14 protein-coding genes are annotated in these 12023 nt (G+C 71.0%); 10 read left to right on the top strand and 4 right to left on the bottom strand.

Features of this window, described 5'->3' with window-relative positions:
* The first annotated feature begins 75 nt into the window (after positions 1 to 75).
* Both AB0I10_RS30340 and AB0I10_RS30335 read left to right on the top strand, forming a co-directional pair.
* The gene (locus tag AB0I10_RS30340) at positions 76 to 516 is read left to right on the top strand and encodes a pyridoxamine 5'-phosphate oxidase family protein (RefSeq protein ID WP_363155891.1); all 441 of its coding nucleotides are present in this window, start codon (positions 76 to 78) and stop codon (positions 514 to 516) included.
* A gap of 49 nt (positions 517 to 565) precedes the next feature.
* Positions 566 to 1462 (top strand): hypothetical protein, encoded by an 897-nt coding sequence (locus AB0I10_RS30335; protein ID WP_363155869.1) that lies wholly within the window; start codon positions 566 to 568, stop codon positions 1460 to 1462.
* Positions 1463 to 1517: 55 nt separating this feature from the next.
* Here the strand turns inward: AB0I10_RS30335 and AB0I10_RS30330 are convergent, their stop codons facing one another.
* A complete protein-coding gene (locus tag AB0I10_RS30330) occupies positions 1518 to 2417 on the bottom strand; it encodes a universal stress protein (RefSeq protein ID WP_363155868.1) in 900 nt (299 codons plus the stop codon).
* A 236-nt stretch (positions 2418 to 2653) separates the two neighbouring features.
* On the opposite strand from AB0I10_RS30330, the gene AB0I10_RS30325 reads away from it, so the two are divergent.
* The 4 genes from AB0I10_RS30325 to AB0I10_RS30310 all read left to right on the top strand — a co-directional run bounded on the left by AB0I10_RS30325 (position 2654) and on the right by AB0I10_RS30310 (position 6661).
* Entirely contained in the window at positions 2654 to 4039 is a 1386-nt protein-coding gene (locus tag AB0I10_RS30325) for a nicotinate phosphoribosyltransferase (protein WP_363155867.1), read from the top strand.
* Positions 4040 to 4073: 34 nt separating this feature from the next.
* A complete protein-coding gene (locus AB0I10_RS30320; protein ID WP_363155866.1) occupies positions 4074 to 4829 on the top strand; it encodes a hypothetical protein in 756 nt (251 codons plus the stop codon).
* 123 nt (positions 4830 to 4952) lie between these two features.
* Positions 4953 to 5681 (top strand): lysophospholipid acyltransferase family protein, encoded by a 729-nt coding sequence (locus AB0I10_RS30315; RefSeq protein WP_363155865.1) that lies wholly within the window; start codon positions 4953 to 4955, stop codon positions 5679 to 5681.
* A 134-nt stretch (positions 5682 to 5815) separates the two neighbouring features.
* Complete coding sequence (locus AB0I10_RS30310) at positions 5816 to 6661, top strand: TIGR02452 family protein (RefSeq protein ID WP_363155864.1); 846 nt, start codon at positions 5816 to 5818, stop codon at positions 6659 to 6661.
* Between the two features lie 72 nt (positions 6662 to 6733).
* On the opposite strand, the gene AB0I10_RS30305 is transcribed toward AB0I10_RS30310, so the two are convergent.
* Positions 6734 to 8371 carry an alpha/beta hydrolase gene (locus AB0I10_RS30305; protein WP_363155863.1) on the bottom strand — a complete coding sequence of 546 codons (1638 nt, stop codon included), beginning with the start codon at positions 8369 to 8371 and terminating at the stop codon, positions 6734 to 6736.
* Between the two features lie 398 nt (positions 8372 to 8769).
* Here AB0I10_RS30305 and AB0I10_RS30300 point away from each other — a divergent pair, with 398 nt between their 5' ends.
* The 4 genes from AB0I10_RS30300 (at position 8770) to AB0I10_RS30285 (ending at position 10931) form a co-directional block, all read left to right on the top strand.
* Positions 8770 to 9153: a hypothetical protein gene (locus tag AB0I10_RS30300; RefSeq protein ID WP_363155862.1), complete on the top strand. Its 384-nt coding sequence runs from the start codon at positions 8770 to 8772 to the stop codon at positions 9151 to 9153.
* Between the two features lie 3 nt (positions 9154 to 9156).
* Positions 9157 to 10008: a hypothetical protein gene (locus AB0I10_RS30295; RefSeq protein WP_363155861.1), complete on the top strand. Its 852-nt coding sequence runs from the start codon at positions 9157 to 9159 to the stop codon at positions 10006 to 10008.
* A 115-nt stretch (positions 10009 to 10123) separates the two neighbouring features.
* A complete protein-coding gene (locus AB0I10_RS30290) occupies positions 10124 to 10504 on the top strand; it encodes a roadblock/LC7 domain-containing protein (protein ID WP_363155860.1) in 381 nt (126 codons plus the stop codon).
* A 52-nt stretch (positions 10505 to 10556) separates the two neighbouring features.
* Positions 10557 to 10931, top strand: coding sequence for a hypothetical protein (locus tag AB0I10_RS30285; protein ID WP_363155859.1), 375 nt, complete (start codon positions 10557 to 10559; stop codon positions 10929 to 10931).
* A 29-nt stretch (positions 10932 to 10960) separates the two neighbouring features.
* Here the strand turns inward: AB0I10_RS30285 and AB0I10_RS30280 are convergent, their stop codons facing one another.
* Positions 10961 to 11815: an urease accessory protein UreD gene (locus AB0I10_RS30280; RefSeq protein ID WP_363155858.1), complete on the bottom strand. Its 855-nt coding sequence runs from the start codon at positions 11813 to 11815 to the stop codon at positions 10961 to 10963.
* On the bottom strand, positions 11812 to 12023 hold a 212-nt coding region (locus AB0I10_RS30275), incomplete at its 5' end, for a GTP-binding protein (RefSeq protein WP_363155857.1). The genes AB0I10_RS30280 and AB0I10_RS30275, both read right to left, overlap by 4 nt.

The following is a 12023-nucleotide window of genomic DNA, read 5'->3' as shown; positions in this document are numbered from 1 at the left end:
GGGCCTGTCCGATGGGTCATGGCCCGGCCACCCGCGCGGCGTGCGCAGGTCGCACCGTACGAAGGGATACGCATGATGCCCCGCCCGCCGACCCGCCCCGGGGGAACCCGGCCCCGCCGCACGGTCGAAATGGACAGCACCGAGGCGCTGCGGCTGCTGGCCGGCGTCCCGCTGGGCAGGGTCGTCTTCACCCGGCAGGCGCTGCCCGCGATCCGTCCGGTCAACCACATCGTGGACAACGGCGACATCGTCATCCGCACCCATGCCGACGCGGCGCTGGCCGCACACACCCGGCAGGCCGATCCGGGCGCCGTCGTCGCGTACGAGGCCGACGCCATCGACCCCACCACCCACCTCGGCTGGAGCGTGGTCGTCACCGGCTATGCGTGCCTGGTCACAGAGCCCCGGGACCTGGCCCGATACCAGCGGCTGCTCCGCCCGTGGGTGGACCACGCCATGGACCATGCGGTACGCATCCGCCCCGGCCTGATCACCGGTTTCCGGCTCACCGGCTGACGGGCCCGCCCGATATTGCCAAAGACGGCATTTCAGGCAGAGTGGATATATGGATACGCGGAGGCGGGGAGTCACCGACGGAGGCGATATCGCGGACGTCGCCGAACGTCTGCGCAGCGAGCCCCTGCCGCGGGACTTCGACCGCCCGCCCGACCCGCTGCGCGACTACAAGGCGTCCATGACGCCCGCTCAGCGCACCAACGCCATCCGCGAGGTGCTGAACGCCCTGGTGGACCGCATCGGTCCACCCACCCTCTACGGCGGCAGCGCCTACGGCCCGACCATCCGCTGGCGGACCGACGAGCGAATCCTGCTGCTCGACCACGGCGTCGCCTGCCTGCAGGTTTCGGTACGCCGGACCGAGGAGCTGGAGCGTTCCGAGTCCGACCGCTTCGCGCACGGCGTGGGCGACGGCGAGGAGCAGGTGTCGTTCTTCAGCAGCCTGCCGTACCTGTGGCAGCTGTACCGCGACGGTCCCGGCACCCTCGCGCCGACCTTCCCCACGGCGACCATGGCTCCGGACTGGCACCGGCTGGAGGAGTCCGTGGAGAGCATCCTGTGGGCGTGGTCGGAGCAGTTGCCCGCGCAGGTCGGCAATGAGGAGTCGGCGGCGTTCAACATCGTCAACCACAAGGACGGCGACCGGCCCCTGTCGGTGGGGTACAGCCCGGAGGGGATGTTCCTGGTCGTCGACGACCGGGACGCCCCGGAGGGCGGCAGCCACCGGGCCACGATGGAGAGCCGGGGCTGGCAGGTCGCCGTTCACGGGTGGTGGGAGGCGACGTTCCCGGAACCCGGCTGGGAGAGTGCCGCGGCGGCCGCACGGATAGCGATCGCGGAAGTGCGCTCACGAGGAGCGCTCACACCGGGGGATCTGGGTGCGGCGGACATCAGCTGTGCGGACCGGGGCCTGCTGCTCCTGCCCGGTCTGGGCATCAGTCACTGATTAGGAGCGGCGGAAGACCGGAAGACCGGTGGCCCGATCACCTTGGCGGCCCGGCTCAGTCGTGGGGGACGACGGCCACCGGGCACGGTGCGTGATGCAGGGCCGCATTGGCCACGGGCCCGATGCGGCCCGTCAGGCCTGCCCGGTGCCGCCGCCGGCCGATGACCAGCAGATCGCAGTCTTCCGCCGCCCTGACGACCGCCTTGGCCGCGCTTTCGAGCCGGATGCTCTCGGTCACCTGCACATCGGGGAACCGCTCGCGCCATGGGTGGAGCGCCTCGCCGACCTCCTTGCGGGCTGCCGCGTCGATTTCCTTGGAGACGTCGGGGTCGACGCCCCAGGGCACAAACGCCTGGACCGGCAGGCTGCGTCCATGGACGGCCCTCAGGGGGACACCACGCTGCGCGGCGGCGGCGAAGGCGAAGTCGAGCACGCTGTCGCAGGAGCCGTGCAGACCGAGGCCGGCCACCACGCCTCCGGCGTGTGCGGGCGACGGCTCCGCTTCGTGCATCCCGGCGCGCACCAGCACCACCGGGCGCTCGGCCCGCGCCACGACGTGCATGCTGACATCGCCGAGGAAGAAGCTCTCGACGGTCTCCAGGCCACGTGAGCCGAGGACGAGCAGCTGTGACTCCACCGCTGCGCGCAGCAGCGCGGTCGCGGGCTCCTCGGCGACCAGGTCCACCGTGACGGACAGCCCCGGGTGACGCCCTTGCAACTCCGCCTGCGCATCGCGGACGATCCGCCGCGCCCAGTAGTTCTGGTCCATCTCCGCGGGGACGTCCGTCGGCTCGGGGGACAGCATGATCCATGCGTGCAGCAGGCGCACGGTGAGCCCACGGCGTTCGGCTTCGTGGGCGGCCCAGCGGGCGGCGGCCAGGCTCTCGGGGGAGCCGTCGAGGCCGACGGTGACGGCTGGTTCCGTGGCGGCTGGTTCCGTGTCGGCTGAAGCCATGACGAGTGCCTCCGTCTCGTTCCGGTACCGGATCACGGTGTGCGTCCGCCTCTCCAGCGTGGCTCTTGGGCCGGGGGCCGGCGACAGGGGCCATTGGTCCCTGCCGGTGGCCGTGCGGGCCCGACCCGGGACCTTTGGCCCCGTGACTGCGCTCCGCGGATGTCCGACGGTGGTGAGGGGCGGCGCAGACGCGCTCCGGGGCCGCCTCTGGGGCGAGGAGGTGCGGAGGTACGCGCATGTCTGAGGCAACGACAACCGATCTGTACGAAGTGACGATGGCGATGTCGTACCTGCGGGAACGGATGACCCGTCCGGCGACCTTCAGTCTCTTCGTCCGCGACCTGCCGCCCGGCCGTGGGTTCCTTGTCGCCGCAGGTCTGGAGTCCGCGCTCGACTACCTGGCCGGGTACCGCATCAGACCCGCCGACGTGGAGGCGTTCGCCTCGGCGCTGAACCGGCCCACTCGGGACCTGGCGAGGCTGCGGGGGCTGAAGTTCACCGGAGAGGTACGGGCGGTGCCGGAGGGCCGGATCGTGCTCGCCGGCGAGCCGCTGCTGGAGGTCACCGCGCCCCTCCCCCAGGCGCAGCTGGTCGAGACGTACCTGCTCAATCAGGTCAGCTACCAGACCGCGATCGCTTCGAAGGCCGCCCGGTGTGTGCTCGCCGCGGCGGGTCGCCCGGTCGTGGACTTCTCGCTGCGCCGTACGCACGGCGTCGAGGCCGGTTTCCAGGCCGCGCGGCTCGGTGCCCTGGTGGGATTCGCCGGGACCAGCAATGTGGCGGCGGCGACCGCCGTCGGGGTGCCCGCGGTGGGCACCATGGCCCACTCGTATGTGGAGGCGTTCCCGTCGGAGGAGGAGGCGTTCCGCGCCTTCGCCCGTGCTCACCCCGGCCCGATCACGCTCCTGGTGGACACGTACGAAACCGAGGAGGGCGTCCGCACGGCGGCGCGCGTGCTACGGGACCTCGACCTCACGACCGGCTCGGCGATCCGGCTGGACAGCGGCGACCTCGGTGCCCTGGCGGTGCGAGCGCGCGGCATCCTCAACGCCGCCGGGCTGCCGGACGTACGCATCGTCGCCAGCGGCGGCCTGGACGAGTACTCCGTGGACGATCTGGTCCAGTCCGGAGCGCCGATCGACACCTACGCCGTGGGCACCCGCATCGGGGTCGCGGCCGACGCCCCGTATCTGGACTCCGCCTACAAGCTGGTCGAGTACGACGGAAACCCGGTGATGAAGCTGTCCTCGGCGAAGGTGACGGCACCGGGCGCGAAGCAGGTGTTCCGCTGTCCCGGGTACGCGGATGTGATCGGTCTCCGGGACGAGGGGGCTCCCGGGCGGGGCCACCGGCTGCTGGAGCCGGCGATGCGGGACGGCCGGCGCATCGCGGAGCGCCCGGCTCTCGAAGAGGAGCAGGCGCGGTTCACCGCCGATCTGGAGGAGTTGCCGCATGCCGCCCTGCGGGTGCGGTCCCCGATCGCGCCGCGAGCGGTGCCGTCCGAGCGGCTGAACGCCCTGGTCGGCCAGGTGCGGCGGCGCCTCATCGAGCACCGTCGGAGTTCCGCCGCTCCCCCGGCGTCAGAGCCCCGCCGCACCGTGTCGGGGCGGGAGAAGCCCTGACGACATGAACGAGAGCATGGATGAGAGTGAGCGTATGAAGGAGAAGAGACCGCTCGTGAAACGGCTCGCGGTGCTCCTGGCCATCGCGCTCGGTGGTTACGGCAGGACCGTGCGGCCGCGCATCCTGCGCTGGGGCGCGACGGGAGAGGAAGCGTCCCGCTCCTTCCCTGGGGACGAGCTCGTGCCGTATCCGGACGGCCAGACCACGATGGCCACCACCCTGCCGGCGCGGCCCGAGGAGGTCTGGGCGTGGTTGCAGCAGATGGGTTGCGACCGGGCCGGCTGGTACAGCTGGGACCGGCTCGACAACGGAGGCCGGCCGAGCGCCCGGAGGATCGTGCCGGAGTGGCAGGACCTCAAGGAGGGCCGGCACCTGGACTCGCTGCCGAACGGCAAGGCGTGGTTCACCGCGGTGGTCGTGGATCCGCCCAGGTCGCTGGTCCTGCGCGCCGATCTGAAGCTGCCGTCCTGCGCGTCCTTCGACCCGCAGCACTGGCCCCTGCCGCCGGCCTACAGCGGCGGGATCTGGGGATTCCACCTGGAGCCGGCCCCGGACGGGGAGACCCGCCTCATCGTGCGCACCCGTGGCCGTGGCCGACCGCGTCCTCTCATGTGGGCCGTCGACCGTCTGCTCGGCGAACCCGCCCACTTCGTCATGCAGAACCACCAATTCCGGAATCTGCGCGAGCGGTTCGGCGGCGGCCATGGCGAACTTCACCTCTGGCACCCGTTCCATGTGGACGGTCATCGCCCCGCCGGCGAGCCGTCGAACCGGAAACACCGGCCCTGACCCATCGGACAGGCCCTGGTTACACATCATCACCCTGCCCCTACACTGACCACGCCCGGGATCACTCGTGACCTGGAACCACGCTGCTGCCGAAGGCGGTCCCGGCAGAGTGGGGGGGCTGACGTGTTCTACCAGGTACTCAAGTACGTGCTGCTCGGGCCGTTGCTGCGGCTGATCTTCCGGCCGCGGGTCGAGGGGCTTGAGCATGTGCCGGAAGCGGGCGCGGCCATCATCGCGGGCAATCATCTGTCATTCGCCGATCACTTCGTGATGCCCGCGATCCTGCCGCGCCGGGTCACCTTCCTGGCCAAGGCCGAGTACTTCACCGGCCCCGGTCTGAAGGGACGGCTCACCGCCGCGTTCTTCCGGGGCATCGGGCAGATCCCGGTGGACCGCTCCGGCGGCCGCGCCTCACAGGCGGCGATCTCTTCGGGGCTCTCGGTGCTGCGCAAGGGCCGGCTGCTGGGGATCTACCCGGAGGGCACCCGCTCGCACGACGGACGGCTCTACAAGGGACGCACCGGGGTCGCCGCGATGGCGATCAAGGCGGGGGTGCCGGTGGTGCCGTGCGCGATGATCGGCACGTTCGAGGCGCAGCCGACCGGGCGGCGGCTGCCGCGGGTGATGCGGATCGGTATCCGGTTCGGCGCGCCGCTGGATTTCTCGCGGTATGCGGCCATGGCGGACGAGCACATCGCGCTGCGCGCCGTCACCGACGAGATCATGTACGCGATCCTCACCCTGTCCGGGCAGGAGTACGTCGATACGTACGCCGGCGAGGCCAAGGCGGAGGCACAGGCGCAGGTCCGGGCACGGGGCCGGCGCGGGCACGGTAGCGGCACCGGAAGCTGAGCCGTGGGGCCCGCGTTACCCGCGCGCCGGGTGCCGAAATCCCGTCGCGGGGCGGGCTGCCGGGCCGTACCTTGATCGATGGGGCACCTCCCAGCGTTTGCTGGAGTCGGTGACCGGGATACGGGGGACCGACGATGAGCGCGCGGTTGCGCGGAATGGCGCAGGAGACGGAACGGATCGTCACGGCGGGCGCGTACCGCGCGCCGAGCGGACGGCTGGTGGAGATCGCGGGGGCGGTCGAGAAGGCACGGGCGGGGACCCGGCTGTACGGCCCGGAGCCGGTGGCCGTAACGGGCGAAGCCCCGGGCGCGCGCACGGTGTTCGAGGTGACGGGGGAAGGCAGCCTCACGGCCGGCCGCCGGCTGGCGGCGGAGGGCGGCGGGCAGCCCGGCCGGGTGGCCGTGCTCAACTTCGCCTCGGCACGCAATCCCGGCGGCGGCTATCTCAACGGCGCGCAGGCCCAGGAGGAGGCGCTGTGCCGCGGGTCGGCGCTGTATACGTGTGTGCGCGAGGCGCCGGATTTCTATGCCGCGCATCGGGCGGAGCCAAGCCCGTTCTACAGCCACCGGGTGATTCTCTCCCCCGGCGTGCCGGTGTTCCGTGACGACCGGGGCGCGCTGCTGGAAGTACCGTACGAGGCGGGTTTCTTGACGGCGGCGGCGCCGAATGCCGGGGTCATCGCGCGGCAGCGGCCGGCCGAGGCGGGCCGGGTGGCGGCGGCGCTGGCGGCTCGCGCGGAGCGTGTACTGGAGGTCGCGGCGGTCGGGGGGCACCGTCAACTGGTGCTCGGCGCCTGGGGTTGCGGGGTCTTCCGCAATGAACCGGCCGATGTGGCACGGGCGTTCGCGGCCCAGCTGCTGGACGGCGGCCGCTTCGCCGGCTGGTTCGACCATGTGGTCTTCGCTGTGCTGGACCGCCGGGACGACTCCCCCACCAGGGCCGCTTTCACCAGGACCTTTACCGACGTTCTCACCGGATGACGCGGCCGCACGGGCGGCCGGGAGGGATCCCGGCCGCCCGTGGAGGCAGCACATGAAGCGCCGAGGCGACGGTCAGGGAGCGACCGGAAGGTCGGTGGACCCGTTGTGGGCCGCCTTGGCCGCCGGCTTGCCGGGCTCGGGCGTGGCGTGCGGGGCGCACGTCACATCCGCGGCATCCGTCTTGCCCGTGAGCAGGTAGGTGTCGACCCGCTCGTTGATGCAGGGGTTGACCAGGCCGGTGACACCGTGGGAACCGGCGTCCCGCTCGGTGATCAGACGGGAGCCCTTGAGCCGCTGGTGCAGCTCGACGGCACCCTCGTACGGGGTCGCCGCGTCACGGGCGCTCTGCACGATCAGGACGTTCGGCAGACCCTTGCCGGTCTTGACGTCGACCGGCCGCTGCTGCTTGGCCGACCAGGTGGCGCAGGGCAGGTTCATCCAGGCGTTCGACCAGGTCATGAACGGCGCCTGCTGGTGGATCCGGGTGTTGTCCCGGTCCCACTTCTGCCAGCTGGTGGGCCACTTGGCGTCGGTGCACTCGACAGCCGTGTAGACGGCGTTGCTGTTCTCGGAAGCGACGTTCCCGGCCTTGTCGTTCATGTCCGGGCCGGCGTTCTCGATCAGCGGCTTCTCGTCACCGGCGAGGTACGCGCGCCACGCCTCGGCCGTGGAGGCCCAGGAGGAGTCGTAGTACGGAGCGCTCTGGAAGAAGCCGGTCAGTTCGGCCGGGCCGACGACTCCGCCGATCGGGTTCTTCTTGGCGGTCGCGCGCAGCTTCTCCCACGCCGCCTGGACCTTCTCGTCGGTGTCACCGATGTGGTACGTCGCGTCGTTCTTCGCGACCCACTTCTTCCAGTCGCCCCAGCGGGTCTCGAAGGCGAGGTCCTGGTCGAGGTTGGCCTGGTACCAGATCTTCTCGCGCGAGGGGTTGACGACACTGTCGACGATCATCCGGCGGACGTGGTCCGGGAAGAGCGTCGCGTACACCGCGCCCATGTAGGTGCCGTAGGAGACGCCGAGGAAGTTGAGCTTCTTCTCCCCCAGCGCGGCGCGGATCACGTCCAGGTCACGGACGGTGTTCGCGGTCGTCATGTACGGCAGGAGGTCGCCGCTGCGCTCGGCGCAGCCGTCGGCGTACTCCTTGGCGAGCTTGCGCTGGGCGAGCTTGTCCGCCTCGCTGTCCGGCACCGGGTCGGCCTTGGGGGCCTTGACGAACTCCTGCGGGTCAATGCAGGAGATCGGCGCGGAGTGGCCGACGCCGCGCGGGTCGAAGCCGACGAAGTCGTACGCCTTCGCGACCTTGGTCCACAGCGGGTTCTTGGTGGTGATGCGGGTCGGGAACTTCATGCCCGAACCGCCGGGGCCGCCGGGGTTGTAGAGGAGGGAGCCCTGTCGCTCCTTCTTGTCCCCGGTGCTGAGGGCCCGGTCGACGGCGATCTTGATGGTGCGTCCGTCGGGCTTGGCGTAGTCGACCGGGACGGTGACATAGCCGCACTGGACGGGGGTCTTCAGTCCCCAGTCCGCGGGGCAGTCCTGCCAGTCGATGCCTGTCTTGGCTGCGCGCGCGGCGGCGGTCTGTACGCCGCGCGATTCGGGCGATGCGCCCTTGTGGTGTTCGCCCGCGGTGGCGGGCGTGGCGGCTATCGCTCCGGCGAGGAGCGTGCCGGTCACCAGGGTGCCGGCGGCGCCGAGCGCTGCTGTTCGTCTCACGTGGTTGATCCCCCTGCATGGTGCGCCGCTTGTGGCGGCGATGATCACAGAGCTACAAAGAGGATCCTTGCTTCTCACATCCCTTCCTGAACAGGTGTGACCATCGCGAACCGGCAATTCTTTACCAACCCGTAGGATTTTTACGGCTGCCGCGCGACCGGGCGGGAAGTGCCTGTAGGCCATCTGGCCCATCGGACGACAACGGGCCGCAGAGGGGCGATAACACGTCAATTGCCTGGCACCCGCCGGTAGGGCATGTGCCAGCAGCAATCCGGTATGTAACCTTCCGTGCAGGCTCTCCCACACGCTGCCACGAGGGAGGGCCTCGGCGTTTTCACCTCGGTGCGAACCGTCCGCCGCGCGCAGTCCCGTACGAACAGTCCAGAAGGAGATCCGAAGTGCCGGGTATCGATCAGGTGTTGTCCCGAGCGATGGGGATTCCCGGCGTCCTGGGTGCCGGACTGATCGACTGGACCAGCGGTCTGACGCTCGGTACGGCCGGGCGGGCACCGCACGGCGATCACGAAGCGGCCGCAGCGGACACCGCCGAGGTGGTCCAGGCCGTGGCGCGCAACGCCACCTTCGACACCGCGGGCGGCTCCGGTCCGGCTCTGGAGGACCTCATCATCACGGCAGCGGGCAGCTACCACCTCATCCGCTTCGTGCACACGGCCTTCGACAGCCAGACGTATCTCTACCTCTGGCTGGACCGGGGGCAGGCCAACCTCGCCGTCGCCCGGTTACGGTTACGCGAGCTGGCGGCGGAGCTGGTCGCGGCCTGAGAGATGGGCCGGCCCTTACCTCCACGCACGCCGCACGCTGCCGCCGGATTGCTCGATCGATTCGCCGCCGAACGCGTCACCGGCGTTCTCCGCGGCCCCAACGGCTGCTTCTATCTGCTCGACGGCGCGGTCTACTGCGTCGAAGCCGCCACGGCACCGGGGCTCGATGTGCGGCTCACCGCCGCCGGCAAGGTGCCGTCGCACGGCTGGCGGAACGCCGTCGAAACGGCGGGCCCGCACCACAGCGGCGGCCAGTTCCTGGTCAGGGAAGGCTGGCTGACGCAGGGCGAACTGGAGATCTGCCATCTCGGCGCCCTTCTCGACGCCGCCTTCTTCGCCCTCCCCCTGCCGCCCGAGACCACCTCCTTCACCCCGGGCACCGCACACTGGCTGGGCGTCGTACGGCGGATCAGCGCCGCCGCCCTCCAGCGGGCGACGGCCCGCCGCAGGGCGCTGCTCGACCAGCTGCGCCCCTGGGAGGCGGCCGACACCTCACCCGTCGTCCCGGTCCCCCCGGGCCGCTCGGGTCCCTCCACCACCGGTCGGCAGCGGCGGCTGCTCGACCGTGCCGACGGCCGGCACACTCCGCATGAACTCGCCCGCGCACTGGGCCAGTCCGCGTTTGTGACGCTGCTCGACATCCGCCGGCTCGCTGCGGCCGGCCTCGTCCGTATGCCGCAGTCACCGACGCCCCTCCCCCGGCGGCGGCCCGGTGCCTGCCTGGACGGGCATCCCGCACCCGACAGCCGCCGCGCCCCGACCTGGCAACTCCCGGTCCCGGACATCCTCGATACCGCCGACCCGGATATTGCCCTCCTTGTCCGACTGCGTACGGCGCTGGAGGAAAACCTGTGAGACCTCGTGAACTCCCGAATCCTTGCGAATTCCCGGGACCTTGCCAATTCCTGATCCCTGGCGAACCCCGGCCATGAAGCAATTACTCGGAAAGCGTGCCAGAAAAAGGAGACTGATGACGATCGAACCCCTCTTACAGGAAGAACTTCAGATACTGCGCGACCAAGTGCGCCATCTGCAGGGCGGAATGGTCGCCAGCGCGGACGGCATGGTCATCGCGCACGATCTCCGCGATATCGAACCGGACGGCCTCGCCGCGCTCACCGCCGCGGCCATCGGGGTCGCCCAACGCCTCACCGAGGCGACCGGGCAGGGCACCTTCGAGGAGTCCCTGACCCGCGGCACCAGCGGCTATATCGCGGCCTACTCGGCCGGTCGCCGCGCCGTCCTCACGGCCGTGGCCGGCCCCGACACAAACGTGGGGCGGCTGCATCTCCAGGCCAGACGGGCAGCGGAACGCATCGGCGCGCTCGTGGACGCCGCACCGCGCCAGTAATCACCCACCCGGACAACAATGCACCCCAGAAAACGAAAGGCCTGAATCTGTCATGGCTCAGATGGAATCCGCTCTCGCCGAAGCGATGTCGACCATTGAGGGCGCCATCGGCGTCGCCCTTGTCGACTACACCAGCGGCATGGCGCTCGCCACGCTCGGCGACAACAATGCCCTGGACCTCAATGTCGCCGCGGCCGGAAATACCGATGTCGTACGCGCCAAGCTGCGCACCATGGAAATGCTGGAACTCCAGGGTGCCATTGAGGACATACTCATCACACTGACCTCGCAGTACCACCTGATACGCCCGGTGACCGGCAAGAACGGCAACGGCCTCTTCCTCTACCTGGTGCTGGACCGCAAGCGCGCCAACCTCGCGCTGGCGCGCCACCGCCTCGCCCGGCTCGAAATCGATCTGGAGGTGTGACGCGCATGAGGGCGCCGGTCCGGGCGCCCTCACCCGGCGGCGGCGCTCGGGGCAACCTCGGCGGCCTCATCCAGGAGGCGCCGCAGCAGCAGCGCATCCGGGGCGATGACGGTGGCCAGGGCCGCGGGACCGGCGAGCGGCGCCAGCACGCCACGCCCCGCGGCGTCGCCGTTCCCGGCCCGCTCGCCCGCCGCATCCCCCAGCAGCCGCACATCGGCCGGCTTGTCGTCCAACTCCGGGTCCACGACAAGGAGTTGCCCGACGGCGCGCTGGCCGTCCAGGACGGCCGAGGTGTCCCAGCCGGGGACGCCGGGGCCATAGGCCGTCTCCTGGTCGAGCAGGGTGCGGCCGGCGCGGCGGACGGTCAGCCGGCTGCGCAACGTGCCCGGCTGCTCGCCGCTGCGGCCCAGGACCTGTTCCTCGCGGAGCACGAGGCGGGCGGTGGGGGCCAGGTCGACGGTCGTCATCATCCGCAGATCGCTGCCCGCGGCGGAGATCAGCGGTTCGGGCAGCCAGTCCAGCCGCGCCCCGTCGGCCACCGTCAACCGCACGTCGTAGGTGGCGTGTCCGGCGGTACGGCCGGGCAGCGCGACGGTCGCCGCCGCGGCCGTGATGTGCAGCCGCGCGCCCGCCTCGGCGATGGCCTCGATGCACAGCCGGTCCCCGCCGAGCGGCGCGCTCATGGCACCCACGACGCACACCCGGGCCTGGTTCCCGTGCGCCCGGACCCGGCGCAGCGCGAGCGGGCCGTCGCCGTCGAGGACGGGCAGCCGGGTGGTGCCGTGTGCATCGGCCCGCGCGGTGATACGGGCGGTGGCCCGCAGACCGGTCGCCGAGAGGGCGGCGGACCGCGTCACCGCAGTTCCGGGGAGTGCGGGGGTCATACCGGGCCCGCGGTCCAGTCCGCCAGCCGCGCGCGGACCCAGTCGGCGACCGGCTGGACGCCGTTCTGCGACTTCAGGGCGGTGAAGGCGACGGGGAGTTCGCCGCGTTGTGCTTTGGCGTCGCGGGCCATGCTTTCGAGGTTGACGCCGACGTAGGGGGCGAGGTCGGTTTTGTTGATGACGAGGAGGTCGGAGGTGGTGACGCCGG

The organism is Streptomyces sp. NPDC050636 (genome assembly GCF_040654775.1).
In the GTDB taxonomy this organism is placed as follows: domain Bacteria; phylum Actinomycetota; class Actinomycetes; order Streptomycetales; family Streptomycetaceae; genus Streptomyces.
Note: the sequence above shows the minus strand (reverse complement) of the source record. Positions and strands in the feature narration are given on the sequence as shown.